Below are 14,888 nucleotides of genomic sequence, written 5' to 3' on the forward strand. Positions count from 1 at the left end.
CCAGCGAGAACTCAACCTCGCGGCCCTCTAGAACACGATCAAGGATGTGCGCCAATGCTGGTTGTTTCTCTCGGTGGTAGTCCCAGTTTGCGCTCACGCTCCGGTGTGCTGCTTGAGCGCAGCCGCCAGTGGCTGCAAGGCCAGGGCGTCGAAGTGGTGACTTTCCAGGTCCGCGACTTTCCGGCCGAGGATCTGCTGCATGCGCGTTTCGATAGCCCCAGGGTGCAGCACTTCCTGCAACTGGTAGAGCAAGCCGACGGCCTGGTGGTGGCGACTCCGGTCTACAAGGCGTCGTTTGCCGGAGCGTTGAAAACCCTGCTCGACCTGCTGCCTGAGCGCGCCCTGAGCCACAAAGTGGTATTGCCCATCGCAACCGGCGGCAGTATCGCCCACATGCTGGCAGTGGACTACGCGCTCAAGCCGGTGTTGTCTGCGCTCAAGGCCCAGGAAATCCTGCAAGGAATTTTCGCTGATGACAGCCAGATCACCTACGGCGAAGGCAATGTCGCCGCGCAGCTGGCAGCGGTCCTGGAGCAACGTCTGAACGAGTCGCTTGAACTGTTTCACAGTGCTCTGGCACGCCGACCGAAACCGGTCGCGCCTGGAGTGTTGAATGAACGTCTGCTCAGTGCGCGCTGGAGCATCTGAGGCGCACCACCCGATTTTCTGCAATTCCCACCTTACTCGCCCGCCAACGGGCAAGCAGGTGCAGCCTGAACCCCAACAGCAAAAGGAGAGCGCTATGCGCACTGTCATTTTGCGTCGTGGTCTGGTCGCTCTGTTTGCTGCGGCTGTGTCCTTCGGCGCCATTACTCAAGCTCAGGCCCAAAGCCTGCGGATCGGTTATCAGAAATACGGCACGCTGGTGCTGCTCAAGGCCAAGGGCTCGCTGGAGAAGCGTCTGGCGGCCCAGGGCATACAGGTTCAATGGACTGAATTCCCCGGTGGCCCGCAGTTGCTTGAAGGCCTGAACGTCGGCTCCATCGACTTCGGTGTCACCGGCGAGACCCCGCCGGTATTCGCCCAGGCTGCCGGAGCAGACCTGCTGTATGTGGCCTATGAGCCACCAGCACCGCACAGCGAGGCGATCCTGGTGCCCAAGGGCTCGCCGATCCAGTCGGTCAAAGAACTCAAGGGCAAGAAAGTCGCGCTGAACAAGGGCTCCAACGTGCACTACCTGCTGGTGCGCGCCCTGGAGGATGTCGGCCTTAAATACACCGACATCCAGCCGGTGTTCCTGCCCCCTGCCGATGCCCGCGCGGCGTTCGAGCGTGGCAGTGTCGATGCCTGGGTGATCTGGGACCCCTATCAGGCAGCTGCCGAACAGCAGTTGCAGGCACGCACCCTGCGTGACGGCAAGGGCATCGTCGACAACCATCAGTTCTACCTGGCGACCAAACCTTACGCGCAGCAGCACCCGGAAGTGATCAACACCCTGGTCGAGGAAGTGCGCGCCGTGGGCGAGTGGTCCAAAGCCAACCCGCAGGAAGTGACCGACCAGGTCGCACCGCTGCTTGGCCTGCCGGCCGACATTACCCTGACCTCGGTCAAACGCCAGGGCTACGGCTCTCACTTCCTGACTCCGGATGTGGTCAGCGCCCAGCAGAAAATCGCCGACACCTTCCACACGCTAAAGCTGATTCCCAAGCCGTTGAGTATCAAGGATGTGATCTGGACTCCCCCGGCCAAGGTCGCCACTGCGCCTTGACGATTCGCCCGTGCCGGGACGCAGTCCCGGCTTGCGTTCCCCTTAGGAGACAACTCCAATGAGCCTCAATGTTTTCTGGTTTCTTCCAACCCACGGCGACGGCCACTACCTGGGCACCTCGGAAGGTGCGCGTGCCGTCGATCACGGTTACCTGCAGCAGATTGCCCAGGCTGCCGACCGCCTGGGGTTTGCTGGTGTCTTGATCCCGACCGGGCGCTCCTGCGAGGACTCCTGGCTGGTCGCCGCGTCGCTGATTCCGGTGACTCAGCGTCTGAAATTCCTGGTCGCCCTGCGCCCGGGCATCATCTCGCCGACCGTGGCGGCACGCCAGGCGGCAACCCTGGACCGACTCTCCGAAGGCCGGGCGTTGTTCAATCTGGTGACCGGTGGCGATCCGGAAGAGCTTTCCGGTGACGGCCTGTTCCTCAGTCATGAAGAGCGTTACCAGGCCTCGGTGGAGTTCACCCGTATCTGGCGCCGGGTACTGGAAGGCGAAACTGTCGATTACGACGGCCAGCATATCCAGGTAAAAGGCGCCAAGTTGCTCTATCCGCCGATCCAGCAGCCACGTCCACCGCTGTATTTTGGCGGCTCCTCCGAAGCGGCCCAGGATCTGGCAGCCGAGCAGGTCGAGCTGTATCTGACCTGGGGTGAACCACCGGCCGCCGTCGCGGAAAAGATCGAGCAAGTCCGCGCCAAGGCCGCCAAGCAGGGGCGCACGGTACGTTTCGGTATTCGCTTGCATGTGATTGTGCGCGAGACCAATGCCGAGGCCTGGCAGGCTGCCGAACGTCTGATTTCGCACCTGGACGACGACACAATTGCCCGCGCCCAGGCGTCGCTGGCGCGCTTTGACTCGGTTGGCCAGCAACGCATGGCCGCACTGCATGGCGGCAACCGTGACAACCTGGAAGTCAGCCCCAACCTCTGGGCCGGTGTCGGTCTGGTGCGTGGCGGGGCCGGCACCGCGCTGGTGGGCGATGGACCGACCGTGGCGGAGCGGGTCAAAGAATATGCCGCACTGGGCATCGATACTTTCATCTTCTCTGGTTATCCGCACCTTGAAGAGTCGTACCGGGTCGCTGAGCTGCTGTTCCCGCATCTGGATGTGCAGCGTGCGGAGCTGCCGAAAAGCGCTGGTTACGTGAGCCCCTTCGGCGAGATGGTGGCCAACGACATCCTGCCCAAGTCCACGGCGCAGCATTGAGGATCGGGTCATGAGTCGTGCATCCACTCCTTGGCCGCAGCACCTGGCACCCTGGGCGTTGCCGCTGCTGCTGTTGGCGGTCTGGCAATTGGCAGTCAGCGTAGGCTGGCTGTCGACGCGCATCCTGCCGGCACCCAGCGCAGTGTTCAGCGCGGGTGTCGAACTGGTGCGCAGCGGTGAAATCTGGACCCACCTGGCTATCAGTGGCTGGCGCGCCGTGCTTGGCTTTCTGATCGGTGGCGCAATCGGCCTGGCGCTGGGCTTTGTCACCGGGCTGTCGAAGTGGGGCGAACGTCTGCTCGACAGCTCGGTGCAGATGATCCGTAACGTGCCGCACCTGGCACTGATCCCGCTGGTGATTCTGTGGTTCGGCATCGATGAGTCGGCGAAGATTTTCCTGGTGGCGCTGGGCACCCTGTTCCCGATTTACCTCAATACCTACCACGGCATCCGCAACGTCGATCCAGCGCTGGTGGAAATGGCGCGCAGCTATGGCTTGTCCGGCTTCGAGCTGTTTCGCCAGGTGATTCTACCCGGTGCCTTGCCCTCGATCCTGGTCGGTGTGCGCTTCGCATTGGGTTTCATGTGGCTGACCCTGATCGTTGCCGAAACCATTTCGGCCAACGCCGGCATCGGCTACCTGGCGATGAATGCCCGAGAGTTCCTGCAGACCGACGTGGTGGTGCTGGCGATTGTTCTCTATGCCGTGCTCGGCAAGCTTGCCGACCTGGCGGCGCGTGGCCTGGAGCGGGTCTGGCTGCGCTGGCACCCGGCTTATCAACCCACCCGGGGGGAGAGCGCATGACCATTCTCAAGGAACCACCAGCGCGGCTATTGCGCGGCATACCGCTGGCGGCGAACAGCCTGCAGAAAACCTTTGGCCAGCGCCAGGTGCTGGGTGATATCGACCTGCATATTCCTGCCGGGCAGTTCGTGGCCATTGTCGGGCGTAGCGGCTGCGGCAAGAGCACCCTGTTGCGCTTGCTCGCGGGGCTCGACCAGCCCACCGGCGGCGAGCTGCTGGCAGGCTCCGCGCCGTTGAGCGAGGCGCGCGAGGACACCCGGCTGATGTTCCAGGAAGCGCGCCTATTGCCCTGGAAGAAGGTGATCGACAACGTCGGCCTGGGTTTGTCCGGTAATTGGTGGCCACAGGCATTGCAAGCCCTGGAGGCGGTCGGCCTGGCCGAGCGCGCCAATGAATGGCCGGCGGCGCTGTCTGGCGGGCAGAAGCAACGAGTGGCCCTGGCCCGTGCGCTGATCCACCAGCCGCGCCTGTTACTGCTCGACGAGCCGCTAGGCGCCCTGGATGCCCTGACCCGTATCGAGATGCAGCAACTGATCGAACGGCTCTGGCGCCAGCATGGCTTTACTGTCCTGCTGGTTACCCATGATGTCAGCGAAGCGGTTGCGGTCGCAGACCGGGTGATCCTCATCGAAGACGGTGAAGTGGGCCTGGACCTGATCGTCGACTTGCCACGTCCCCGTGTGCGTGGCTCCCATCGCCTGGCGGTGCTGGAAACCGAAGTGCTTAACCGCGTTCTCTCGGTGCCAGGCGCACCGCCCGAACCGGAACCTGTAGCACCTTTGCCAACGCAGTTGCGTTGGGCTCATTGACCAGAAGGAAGCAAGCAGATGACCATCAAAGCGATCAACGTACGTAACCAGTTCAAAGGCACCGTGAAGGAAATCCTCGAAGGCCCGGTGCTGTCGGAAATCGATGTGCAGACGGCTTCAGGCATTGTCACCTCGGTGATCACCACCCGTTCGGTGCGCGAGCTTGAGCTGACCATTGGCAGTGAAGTGATTGCCTTTGTGAAGTCCACTGAAGTGTCGATTGCCAAGCTCTGATTCATCGTGAGGCAAGCCCGCTCCAGTCTGTGTGGGGGCGTGCTTGCCTCGCGATGAGGCCCTCAGCGTTTCGGCAAGAAGGGCGGCAGGTACAGCCCCAGATAAGCATCGAATACCCGCATGCCTTCCTCGGCCATGCGCGGCGTGATCTGCCCGTGCAATTGCACCGAGCGGGCATAAACCCGATCGCCGAGTTCCATGGCCAGGGCAAACACATCGACATCATCCGGTAGCACCGGCAATTGGAAGTGCTGGGCGAACAGCTTGTGCATCAAATCGCCCAGTTCGATGTCGTGCTGGCGGTCGGCCTGGGTCACTTCGCTCAGGCCATGCTGGGCGAGGATCAGTTGGCGGGCTGCCGCGTCCTGATTATAGATACTCAGCATGCGCTGTTCGACCAGGCGCGAGAGGTCGTGCCAGGTGTGCAGCGCGCAGGCTTCGATTGGTGCTGCCAGGCAAGCCCGGAAGGCGCCATGGACATCGGCGGTCAGGGCTTCGAGCAAGGCCGGGACACTAGCGAAAAAGTGATACACCGATGACGGCGGGATTTGCGCCCGCTCGGCCACACTGTAGATCGACAGGCTGGCCACGCCTTCGCTGGCCAGCAGGATGCGCGCCGCCTCGAGGATCGAGTCGATCCGCGCCTGGCTGCGGGCGCGGGGTTTGCGCGCGGTGACGGTACGGGTCATGTCAGTTGCTGATCGCCAGGATGCTGGCCTGATAGGCGCTGACGAACAGGTCGAAGTCGGCCTTGTCTTCTTCACGCTCAAGCTTGGCCTGGGCCTCCAGGGACTCACGCGCCGCCGCTTCGAAGTGCTGTTGCTCGTCTGCCGGCAGGGCCTTGGCGCGGAAGAACTCGGCATGCGCCTGGCTCTGGCGCAAGGCAAAGCGGCTGAAGCTTTCCTTGTGTTCGCTCATGCTCGCCAACACCTGGGCCGACGGGGTTAGGGACGGGTCGCTGACCTTGGTCTTCTGCAGTTCCAGGGCCTTGGCGTGCTCATCACCGTCCTGGCTGCGGTCGAGCAGTGCGGCCAACGGCGCAATATGCTCAAGCAGCTCATTGGCCCATTCCTTGAGCTCCACCGGCTTGCCGTGGCGTTGCAGCATCAACCCTGGACGACGACCTTCTTTGACCACGCTGAGGAAGTTGCTGGTGCAGTTACCGCATTCCAGGTAACCCAGCAGCGGGCTGTCTTCCAGGGCGCAGAACAACAGGAAGGCGTCGAGGAAACGCGCTTCGGGCAGGTCGATACCGGTTGGCAGGAACGGGTTGATATCCAGGCAGCGCGCTTCGACATACTGGATGCCACGGGCCATCAGGGCCTGGATCGGCCGCTCGCCGCTGTAGGTCACGCGCTTGGGGCGGATATTGGAGTAGTACTCGTTTTCGATCTGCAGGATGTTGGTGTTCAGCTGTACCCACTCACCATCCTTGTGTGTGCCGATCTCGACATAAGGCGCGTAGGGTGTGGCCACGGCCTTGCGCAGGCTGTCGGTGTAGCTGCTGAGGTTGTTGTAGCACGGCGTCAGGCCGGCCTGGGCGTTGCTCTGGTAGCCCAGGTCGCTCATGCGCAGGCTGGTGGCGTACGGCAGGTAGAGCGTATCGGCGTCGAACTGCTCGAGTTGATGCGGGCGCCCGCGCAGGAAACCGGCGTCCAGCGCCGGCGAGGCGCCGAACAGGTACATCAGCAACCAGCTGTAACGGCGGAAGTTACGGATCAGGGCGATGTAGGCCGCCGACTGATAAGCGTGGTCATCCAGGCTGCTGCCTTCGGCGGCGCGCAGCAGCGGCCAGAGGTTTTCCGGCAGCGAGAAGTTGTAGTGAATCCCGGCAATGCACTGCATGGTGCGGCCGTAGCGCAGGGCCAGGCCCTTGCGATAGACATACTTGAGCTGACCGATGTTGGAGCTGCCGTACCAGGCGATCGGAATGTCTTCCTCGGCGGGTAGCGGACAGGGCATCGACGGACTCCACAGGTACTCGGTGCCCAGTTTGGTGTAGGCGAAGCGGTGGATGTTCTCCAGGCTTTCGAGGGTCTGCGCCGGGTCGGCCAAGGCTGGGGTGATGAACTCCAGCAGCGACTCCGAATAGTCCGTGGTGATCTGCTCGTGGGTCAGCGCCGCGCCGAGAGCCTCGGGGTGCGGGGTCTGTGCCAGGCGACCTTGCTCGGTCACACGCAAGCATTCACGCTCGATGCCGTGCAGGCACTGCTTGAGCAGGGAGAGGTTGTCGCCTTGGCCGAGCAGGCTCAGGCGGCGGTTGAGAAGTTCGCTCAAGATGGATTCCTTCACGCATCAGTCGCCCCAATATGGGGGTGGATATGACGGTCTACAAGGGTGGACAGAGGAACTGGCGTTGTCGCCTGGTGTTGGCCGGCTTTCGGCAGTGCCTGCGCTCTGCCGAAAGTATCGCAATTTGGCTGCTTGCGGCTAGAGGGCGACCTCTTGCCGGGCCTCTATCATTTCTTCTTCAGTTGCTTGGCGCTGGCGAACAGCGCGGCCATGGCATTGTTGGCCGGCGCCGGGCTCTCCTTGGCGCGGGCCGGGGCGCTCTGTTGACGCGGTGCAGAACCCGGACGGCTGCCACGGGCGCCATCGATCTTCTCGCCCGGGGTGTCGCTCATGCGCATCGACAGACCGACACGTTTGCGCGGGATGTCGATTTCCATGACCTTGACCTTGACCACGTCGCCGGCCTTGACCGCTTCACGCGGGTCCTTGATGAACTTCTCCGACAGCGCCGAGATGTGCACCAGGCCGTCCTGGTGCACGCCGATGTCGACGAAGGCGCCGAAGTTGGTCACGTTGGTCACCACGCCTTCGAGAATCATCCCCAGCTGCAGGTCCTTGAGGTCTTCGACGCCTTCCTGGAATTCAGCGGTCTTGAACTCGGGGCGCGGGTCGCGGCCGGGTTTGTCCAGTTCCTGGAGGATGTCGGTGACGGTCGGCAGGCCGAAGGTTTCGTCGGTGAATTTCTTCGGGTCCAGGCGCTTGAGGAAACCGCTGTCGCCGATCAGCGAGCGGATGTCGCGGTCGGTTTCGGCGGCGATGCGCTGTACCAGCGGGTAGGCCTCAGGGTGTACCGCCGAGGCGTCCAGCGGGTTGTCGCCATTCATCACGCGTAGGAAACCGGCGGCTTGCTCGAAGGTTTTTTCGCCGAGGCGGCTGACTTTCTTCAGCGCCGCACGGGTCTTGAAAGCGCCGTTGGCGTCGCGGTGGCTGACAATGTTCTGCGCCAAGGTGCTGTTGAGGCCGGAGATGCGTGCCAGCAGGGCTACCGAGGCGGTGTTGACGTCGACGCCGACGGCGTTCACGCAGTCCTCGACCACGGCGTCCAGGCCGCGGGCCAGCTTTAGTTGTGAAACGTCATGCTGGTATTGGCCAACGCCGATGGATTTCGGGTCGATCTTCACCAGTTCGGCCAGCGGATCCTGCAGGCGGCGAGCGATGGACACGGCACCACGGATCGACACGTCGAGGTCCGGGAATTCGCGGGCAGCCAGTTCCGAAGCCGAGTACACCGAAGCACCGGCTTCGGAGACCATGATCTTGGTCATTTTCAGGGCTGGATATTTTTTGATCAGCTCGGCGGCCAATTTGTCCGTTTCGCGGCTGGCGGTGCCGTTGCCGATAGCGATCAGCTCCACCGAGTGCTTGGCGCACAGGGCCGCGAGCACGGCGATAGTCTGGTCCCACTGGTTCTTCGGTACATGCGGGTAGACCGTGGCGGTGTCCAGCAGCTTGCCAGTGGCATCCACCACCGCCACTTTGCAGCCAGTACGCAGCCCCGGGTCAAGGCCCAGGGTCGCGCGCGGGCCGGCTGGCGCTGCCAGCAGCAGGTCATGCAGGTTGTGAGCGAAAACGTTGATCGCCTCGCCTTCGGCGTTGTCACGCAGTTCGCCGAACAGGTCGGTTTCCAGGTGGCTGTAGAGCTTGACCTTCCAGGTCCAGCGCACCACTTCGCCGAGCCACTTGTCCGCAGGACGGTTGTGGTTTTGCAGGCCGAAACGCTCGGCGATCATCAGTTCGCAGGGGTGCAGGGTGCCAGGCAGCTCTTCGCCGACTTTCAGCGAGGCGGCCAGGACACCTTCGTTGCGGCCACGGAAAATCGCCAGGGCGCGGTGCGACGGCACGCTCTTGAGCAACTCATCGTGTTCGAAGTAATCACGGAACTTGGCGCCTTCCTCTTCCTTGCCGGCCACCAAGCGGGCGCTGAGAACGGCTTCCTGCTTGAGGAAGCTGCGCAGCTTGTCGAGCAGGCTGGCGTCTTCGGCGAAGCGCTCCATGAGGATGTACTTGGCACCTTCGAGGGCTGCCTTGACGTCGGCCACGCCTTTTTCGGTGTCGACAAAGCGTGCGGCTTCGACTTCAGGGCTCAGCTGCGGGTCGTTCAACAGGCCATCGGCCAGCTCGCCCAAGCCGGCTTCCAGGGCGATCTGGCCCTTGGTGCGGCGTTTTTGCTTGTAAGGCAGGTAGAGGTCTTCGAGGCGCGTCTTGGTGTCAGCCAGCTTGATCTCGCGGGCAAGCGCAGGGGTCAGCTTGCCCTGCTCATCGATGCTGGCCAGGATGCTGGCGCGACGGTCGTCCAATTCACGCAGGTAGCGCAGGCGTTCTTCCAGATGACGCAGTTGGGTGTCATCCAGGCTGCCGGTTACTTCTTTGCGGTAACGGGCGATAAAAGGCACCGTCGAGCCTTCATCAAGCAGGGCCACGGCCGCTTCGACCTGTTGCGGGCGGACACCGAGTTCCTCGGCGATGCGGCTGTTGATGCTGTCCATAAAACCACCTGACAAATTGTGAAAACAAAGGCCGCAGGCGGGCACCATAGGGCGCTCGGATCAATGCGGCGCTGGCTGAAAGGGGCGCATTATACCCAGCGCGCAGGGGTTGCGGTGATAGCAGCGCGCCAGCTCTTGGCCAGGTAGAACTGGCGCACAGGGAAAAATCTGCTAACAATGCACACGGCACGGTCAATGGCGGCTAAGCCATAATGCCTGCCGAGATTAGAGGAGCTATCCATGAGCAGCACTGCACAAACCGCTGAAGGCGAAAAAATTCTCATCGTCGACGACGACCCGGGCTTGAGCAGCCTGCTGGAGCGATTCTTCACCAGCAAGGGCTACCGTGCCCGTGCAGTACCCAATACCGAGCAGATGGACCGCCTGCTGGCCCGTGAAGTTTTCAACATGGTGGTCCTTGATCTGATGTTGCCTGGTGAGGACGGTCTTACCGCCTGCCGACGTCTGCGCGCAGCGAACAACCAGATCCCCATCATCATGCTCACTGCCAAGGGCGATGAACTGAGCCGGATCAAGGGCCTGGAACTGGGCGCCGACGACTATCTGGCCAAACCCTTCAACCCCGATGAGTTGATGGCTCGGGTCAAAGCCGTCTTGCGTCGCCAGGCACCCGCGGTGCCGGGTGCACCGGGCAGCGAAGACGAAACCGTCACCTTTGGCGACTATGAGTTGTCGCTGGCTACCCGTGAGCTCAAGCGTGGTGAAGAAGTGCACATGCTCACCACGGGTGAGTTTGCCGTGCTCAAGGCGCTGGTCATGCATGCTCGTGAGCCGCTGACGCGCGACAAACTGATGAACCTGGCCCGCGGCCGTGAATGGGATGCGCTGGAGCGTTCCATCGACGTACAGATTTCCCGCCTGCGTCGCATGATCGAGCCCGATCCTTCGAAGCCGCGTTATATCCAGACCGTCTGGGGCGTTGGCTACGTGTTCGTACCGGATGGCAACAACAGCAAGTGATGTTTCGATTGTAGGAGCCAGTCACTACAAGCAGGGCGGACCTTCGGGTTGCCCTGTTTTTGAGTGTGCCGAGATCCGCAAAGCCTGCGAGCCAAGCTCGTTCCTGCACAGTGTGTAGCCGTTGTCGATGAAAACGCCCTTGTGGTTCCCGCAAAGCTTCTTCGCCCGCACCCTCTGGCTGGTGCTGATCGTCGTGCTGTTTTCCAAGGCTCTGACCCTGGTTTACCTGCTGATGAACGAAGACGTGTTGGTCGATCGCCAGTACAGCCACGGGGTGGCCCTGACCCTGCGCGCCTATTGGGCGGCCGATGAATCCGACCGCGACAAGATCGCCGAAGCTGCAGGGTTGATCCGGGTGGTGGGCTCCGGTGTTCCGGAAGGTGAGCAGCACTGGCCTTATAGTGAAATCTACCAGCGCCAGATGCAGGCGGAGCTTGGCGCCGACACCGAGGTGCGCCTGCGCATCCACGCGCCACCGGCCCTGTGGGTGAGGGCTCCGAGCCTGGGTGACGGCTGGTTGAAGGTTCCGCTGTATCCACATCCGTTGCGCGGTCAGAAAATCTGGAGCGTGCTGGGTTGGTTCCTGGCCATTGGCCTATTGTCCACAGCGTCGGCCTGGATCTTTGTCCGCCAGCTTAGCCAGCCGCTCAAGCGCCTGGTGTTTGCCGCCCGGCAGTTGGGGCAGGGGCGTAGCGTCCGGTTGCCGGTCAGCGATACGCCCAGTGAGATGACTGAGGTCTACCGGGCCTTCAACCAGATGGCCGAAGACGTCGAACAGGCCGGGCGAGAGCGGGAGTTGATGCTCGCGGGTGTGTCCCATGACTTGCGCACCCCATTGACCCGTCTGCGTCTGTCCTTGTCGTTGCTGTCCAGCGATAACGACCTGACCGACGACATGGTGCGTGACATCGAAGACATGGACGCCATCCTTGACCAGTTCCTCGCCTTCATCCGCGACGGACGTGATGAGCCGGTGGAAGAGGTCGACCTGAGCGATCTGGTGCGTGAGGTGGTGGCACCCTTCAACCAGCCAGAAGAGCGGGTACGCCTGTGTCTTGAGCCGATTCCTCCTTTCCCGTTACGCAGGGTGTCGCTCAAGCGCTTGCTTAACAACTTGATTGGCAACGCCTTGTACCACGCCGGCAAGGGGGTCGAGGTTGCGGCTTATGTGTCGGGTGACAGCAGCGCCCCCTATGTGGTGCTCAGTGTGCTGGACCGAGGGGCGGGCATCGACCCGAACGAGCTGGAAGGGATCTTCAACCCGTTCATTCGTGGCGACCGTGCCCGAAGTGGCAAGGGCACGGGGCTGGGGCTGGCGATCGTCAAGCGTATTGCCGCCCAGCATGGCGGCAATGTCGAGTTGCGCAACCGCTCCGGCGGCGGGCTGGAAGCTCGGGTGCGCCTGCCGCTGGGGCTGCTGCTGCCGCGCGACGCAGTCTAGCCCTTGCCTTTTGTGCGGGTCAGGTTTGGCCCGCCGTTCTTCTCCAGATGCTCGATGATCATTCCGGCAACGTTCTTGCCGGTGGTGACCTCGATGCCCTCAAGACCAGGCGAAGAGTTCACCTCCATCACCAGCGGACCGTGATTGGAGCGCAGGATATCCACCCCAGCCACGCTCAAACCCATGATCTTGGCCGCGCGGATGGCTGTCATGCGCTCTTCGGGTGTGATTTTGATCAGGCTGGCGCTGCCACCTCGATGCAGGTTGGAGCGGAACTCGCCGGGTTTGGCCTGGCGCTTCATCGAGGCAATGACCTTGTCGCCGACCACGAAGCAACGGATATCGGCGCCTCCTGCCTCCTGGATGTACTCCTGGACCATGATGTTCTGCTTCAGGCCCATGAACGCCTCGATCACCGACTCGGCAGCCTTGGTGGTTTCGCACAGGACCACGCCGATGCCCTGGGTGCCTTCGAGCACCTTGATCACCAATGGCGCGCCGTTGACCATCTGGATCAGGTCGGGGATGTCGTCCGGGGAGTGCGCGAAGCCGGTGACCGGCAGGCCGATGCCACGCCGCGACAGCAGCTGCAGCGAGCGCAGTTTGTCACGCGAGCGGGCGATGGCGACCGACTCGTTCAACGGGAACACGCCCATCATCTCGAACTGGCGCAGTACGGCACAGCCATAGAAAGTCACGGAGGCACCGATGCGCGGAATCACTGCATCAAAGCCTTCGAGAGGCTTGCCGCGGTAGTGGATCTGCGGTTTGTGGCTGGCGATGTTCATGTAGGCGCGCAGGGTATCGATCACAACCATCTCATGGCCTCGTGCAGTACCGGCTTCAACCAGACGACGAGTGGAATACAGACGCGGGTTTCGCGACAGCACGGCGATCTTCATGCAACACCTGTGGGGGGAGAAATAGTGGCCGGGAATGCCGGCTTGTCCTGAACATACTTGAGGCCCGGATTGACCACCAACTGGCCATGGATCAGGGCTTTGGAACCGAGCAACAGGCGATAGCGCATGGCCTTGCGACAGGCCAGGGTGAATTCTACTTGCCAGACCCGGTCACCCAGTGCCAGAGGCGTTCGGATCACATAGCGGGTTTGCGCCTGGCCATTGGAGCTCTTGATGGTTTTCATGGTCACCAGCGGCGCTTCGCAGCGGCGGTGACGCAGTTGCACGACCGAGCCCAGGTGCGCATTGAAACGTACCCAGGGCTCGCCATTGCGCTCGAAGGGCTCGACCTCGGTGGCGTGCAGGCTCGAGGTACTGGCGCCGGTGTCGATCTTGGCACGCAGGCCGGCCAGGCCGAGGTCGGGCAAGGCTACCCACTCGCGTAGGCCGATCACAGTCAAATGGTCAAATGTCTTCAAATTGCTCAACCAGCATAGAAAGTCGCAAGGCCAGAACCGGCGTGCGCGACAGGTCGGTGAACTGTAAGCACCCCGCGGTTTTTTTGCATCCGCCAGATACGGTAGTACAGTTCCCTTTACGAAATTAAGCGGGGAAATGTCATGGCACAAAAGCCGGAAGAGGACGATAGGGTTCGTCTGGACAAATGGCTATGGGCAGCGCGCTTCTACAAGACCCGGGCGCTGGCCAAAGCGGCTATCGAAAGTGGCAAGGTGCACTGTCGGGGTGAACGATGCAAGCCGGGCAAAGAGCCACGGGTAGGTGACGAGTTTGTCTTGCGTACCGGCTTTGACGAGCGCACGGTGGTGGTCAGGGCGCTGTCTGTGGTACGCCGTGGCGCGCCCGAGGCCCAGGCGCTTTATGAAGAGACTGCCGAGAGTATCGACAGGCGCGAGAAGGCGGCAGTCATGCGCAAGGCTGGCGCATTGGGCGTGACGACCGATGGTCGGCCAACCAAGAAACAACGGCGCCAGCTCCACCAGCTTCACGACAGCGCTGGTTAACGGGCGCGGGGCGCACTGATAAACTAGGCGCCATTAACTCATTTACGCGAATACCCGAACCCATGTCTGAATTGCCGGATACCGATTACACCCAACGCTTCATCTTCGACGATCGCGATGTACGCGGTGAAATGGTCGGGCTGGAGCGCAGTTACGCGGAAGTGCTGGCCAAGCACCCTTATCCGCAGCCTGTCGCACAGCTGCTCGGCGAGCTGATGGCGGCTGCCGCGCTGCTGGTTGGCACCCTGAAGTTCGATGGTCTGTTGATCCTTCAGGCACAGTCGAGCGGGCCGGTGCCCCTGCTGGCCATCGAATGCACCAGCGAGCACGAAATTCGCGGCCTGGCACGCTATGCGGCCGAGCAGATCAAGGATGATGCAACCCTTGCCGACCTGATGCCTGGCGGGCATCTGGTCCTGACCATCATCCCGGTCAACGGTCAGCGCTACCAAGGTGCGGTGGAGCTGGACGGCAAGGACCTGTCGGAGTGCTTCACCAACTACTTCGTCATGTCGCAGCAGGTCAACACCTGCATCTCGCTGGCCGCCGACGGTATTTGCGCCCGTGGCCTGCTGGTGCAGCAGTTGCCTGCCGATCGCCAGAAGGATATTGAGGAGCGTGAGGAAAGCTGGAACCACGTGAAGGCCCTGGCCAACACCGTGAAAGCCGAGGAGCTGCTCGGCCTCGATAACGAGACCGTACTGCATCGCCTGTATCACGAGGACGCTGTGCGCCTGTTCGATATCCAGCCGCTGCATTTCCGTTGCAGCTGCTCAAGAGTGCGCTCCGGTAATGCCTTGGTCAGCCTGGGCGAACATGACGCGCTGGCGCTGGTCAACGAGCATGGCGGCAAGATCGAGGTCGACTGCCAGTTCTGCAACCAGCGCTACCAATTCGACGCAGCCGATGTTGAGCAATTGTTCGCCGGTGGCGGTGTAGACACGCCGTCAGATACTCGTCACTAAAACGTTTCACTACAGGTAAATCTCCTGTCTAACGCC

General features: G+C 62.1%; 15 protein-coding genes. 10 read left to right on the plus strand and 5 right to left on the minus strand.

From position 1 onward, the window contains the following. Positions 1-54 precede the first annotated feature (54 nt). From ssuE to ACRESH_RS03115, 6 genes are all read left to right on the plus strand, one after another. Positions 55-648, plus strand: coding sequence for an NADPH-dependent FMN reductase (ssuE, locus tag ACRESH_RS03090; RefSeq protein WP_431740557.1), 594 nt, complete (start codon positions 55-57; stop codon positions 646-648). 94 nt (positions 649-742) lie between these two features. After that, the gene (locus ACRESH_RS03095; protein WP_431740558.1) at positions 743-1,708 is read left to right on the plus strand and encodes a sulfonate ABC transporter substrate-binding protein; all 966 of its coding nucleotides are present in this window, start codon (positions 743-745) and stop codon (positions 1,706-1,708) included. Between the two features lie 58 nt (positions 1,709-1,766). Further along, positions 1,767-2,915, plus strand: a complete 1,149-nt coding sequence (gene ssuD / locus ACRESH_RS03100) for an FMNH2-dependent alkanesulfonate monooxygenase (RefSeq protein WP_431740559.1) — start codon at positions 1,767-1,769, stop codon at positions 2,913-2,915. A 10-nt stretch (positions 2,916-2,925) separates the two neighbouring features. Continuing rightward, positions 2,926-3,720: an aliphatic sulfonate ABC transporter permease SsuC gene (gene ssuC, locus ACRESH_RS03105; RefSeq protein WP_431740560.1), complete on the plus strand. Its 795-nt coding sequence runs from the start codon at positions 2,926-2,928 to the stop codon at positions 3,718-3,720. Beyond that, positions 3,717-4,529, plus strand: a complete 813-nt coding sequence (gene ssuB / locus ACRESH_RS03110) for an aliphatic sulfonates ABC transporter ATP-binding protein (protein ID WP_431740561.1) — start codon at positions 3,717-3,719, stop codon at positions 4,527-4,529. Before ssuC ends, ssuB begins: the two co-directional genes overlap by 4 nt. Before the next feature lie 18 nt (positions 4,530-4,547). Continuing rightward, positions 4,548-4,763 (plus strand): TOBE domain-containing protein, encoded by a 216-nt coding sequence (locus tag ACRESH_RS03115; protein WP_010221227.1) that lies wholly within the window; start codon positions 4,548-4,550, stop codon positions 4,761-4,763. A gap of 62 nt (positions 4,764-4,825) precedes the next feature. On the opposite strand, the gene ACRESH_RS03120 is transcribed toward ACRESH_RS03115, so the two are convergent. The 3 genes from ACRESH_RS03120 to ACRESH_RS03130 form a co-directional block, all read right to left on the minus strand. Beyond that, positions 4,826-5,452 carry a TetR/AcrR family transcriptional regulator gene (locus ACRESH_RS03120; RefSeq protein WP_431740562.1) on the minus strand — a complete coding sequence of 209 codons (627 nt, stop codon included), beginning with the start codon at positions 5,450-5,452 and terminating at the stop codon, positions 4,826-4,828. A gap of 1 nt (position 5,453) precedes the next feature. Next, positions 5,454-7,040, minus strand: coding sequence for a glutamate--cysteine ligase (gshA, locus tag ACRESH_RS03125; RefSeq protein WP_431740563.1), 1,587 nt, complete (start codon positions 7,038-7,040; stop codon positions 5,454-5,456). A gap of 182 nt (positions 7,041-7,222) precedes the next feature. Next, complete coding sequence (locus ACRESH_RS03130) at positions 7,223-9,541, minus strand: Tex family protein (RefSeq protein ID WP_431740564.1); 2,319 nt, start codon at positions 9,539-9,541, stop codon at positions 7,223-7,225. A 240-nt stretch (positions 9,542-9,781) separates the two neighbouring features. Between ACRESH_RS03130 and ompR the strand changes: the two genes are divergently transcribed. Beyond that, the gene (gene ompR / locus ACRESH_RS03135) at positions 9,782-10,522 is read left to right on the plus strand and encodes an osmolarity response regulator transcription factor OmpR (RefSeq protein WP_431740565.1); all 741 of its coding nucleotides are present in this window, start codon (positions 9,782-9,784) and stop codon (positions 10,520-10,522) included. Between the two features lie 127 nt (positions 10,523-10,649). Beyond that, a complete protein-coding gene (locus tag ACRESH_RS03140; protein WP_431740566.1) occupies positions 10,650-11,963 on the plus strand; it encodes an ATP-binding protein in 1,314 nt (437 codons plus the stop codon). Here ACRESH_RS03140 and rimK read toward each other — a convergent pair. After that, the gene (gene rimK, locus ACRESH_RS03145; RefSeq protein WP_431740567.1) at positions 11,960-12,865 is read right to left on the minus strand and encodes a 30S ribosomal protein S6--L-glutamate ligase; all 906 of its coding nucleotides are present in this window, start codon (positions 12,863-12,865) and stop codon (positions 11,960-11,962) included. The two genes, ACRESH_RS03140 and rimK, sit on opposite strands and share 4 nt — an antisense overlap. Further along, on the minus strand, positions 12,862-13,344 hold the full coding sequence (locus ACRESH_RS03150; protein ID WP_431740568.1) for an ATP-dependent zinc protease family protein: 483 nt from the start codon (positions 13,342-13,344) through the stop codon (positions 12,862-12,864). Before ACRESH_RS03150 ends, rimK begins: the two co-directional genes overlap by 4 nt. Positions 13,345-13,485: 141 nt before the next feature. Here ACRESH_RS03150 and ACRESH_RS03155 point away from each other — a divergent pair, with 141 nt between their 5' ends. After that, complete coding sequence (locus ACRESH_RS03155) at positions 13,486-13,887, plus strand: RNA-binding S4 domain-containing protein (protein WP_431740569.1); 402 nt, start codon at positions 13,486-13,488, stop codon at positions 13,885-13,887. Positions 13,888-13,949: 62 nt separating this feature from the next. Continuing rightward, a complete protein-coding gene (gene hslO / locus ACRESH_RS03160; protein WP_431740570.1) occupies positions 13,950-14,852 on the plus strand; it encodes an Hsp33 family molecular chaperone HslO in 903 nt (300 codons plus the stop codon). Positions 14,853-14,888: the final 36 nt, after the last annotated feature.

The sequence above is a fragment of the Pseudomonas sp. genome, from assembly GCF_050739775.1.
Classification (GTDB): domain Bacteria; phylum Pseudomonadota; class Gammaproteobacteria; order Pseudomonadales; family Pseudomonadaceae; genus Aquipseudomonas.

Bases quoted from the DNA above. Each gene is read 5' to 3' on its own strand.
- ACRESH_RS03115 (WP_010221227.1), top strand. From the start codon at position 4,548: ATGACCATCAAAGCGATCAACGTACGTAACCAGTTCAAAGGCACCGTG.
- ACRESH_RS03140 (WP_431740566.1), top strand. From the start codon at position 10,650: ATGAAAACGCCCTTGTGGTTCCCGCAAAGCTTCTTCGCCCGCACCCTC.
- ACRESH_RS03095 (WP_431740558.1), top strand. From the start codon at position 743: ATGCGCACTGTCATTTTGCGTCGTGGTCTGGTCGCTCTGTTTGCTGCG.
- ssuD (WP_431740559.1), top strand. From the start codon at position 1,767: ATGAGCCTCAATGTTTTCTGGTTTCTTCCAACCCACGGCGACGGCCAC.
- rimK (WP_431740567.1), bottom strand. From the start codon at position 12,865: ATGAAGATCGCCGTGCTGTCGCGAAACCCGCGTCTGTATTCCACTCGT.
- ompR (WP_431740565.1), top strand. From the start codon at position 9,782: ATGAGCAGCACTGCACAAACCGCTGAAGGCGAAAAAATTCTCATCGTC.
- hslO (WP_431740570.1), top strand. From the start codon at position 13,950: ATGTCTGAATTGCCGGATACCGATTACACCCAACGCTTCATCTTCGAC.
- ACRESH_RS03130 (WP_431740564.1), bottom strand. From the start codon at position 9,541: ATGGACAGCATCAACAGCCGCATCGCCGAGGAACTCGGTGTCCGCCCG.
- ACRESH_RS03120 (WP_431740562.1), bottom strand. From the start codon at position 5,452: ATGACCCGTACCGTCACCGCGCGCAAACCCCGCGCCCGCAGCCAGGCG.
- ACRESH_RS03155 (WP_431740569.1), top strand. From the start codon at position 13,486: ATGGCACAAAAGCCGGAAGAGGACGATAGGGTTCGTCTGGACAAATGG.
- ssuB (WP_431740561.1), top strand. From the start codon at position 3,717: ATGACCATTCTCAAGGAACCACCAGCGCGGCTATTGCGCGGCATACCG.
- ssuC (WP_431740560.1), top strand. From the start codon at position 2,926: ATGAGTCGTGCATCCACTCCTTGGCCGCAGCACCTGGCACCCTGGGCG.
- ssuE (WP_431740557.1), top strand. From the start codon at position 55: ATGCTGGTTGTTTCTCTCGGTGGTAGTCCCAGTTTGCGCTCACGCTCC.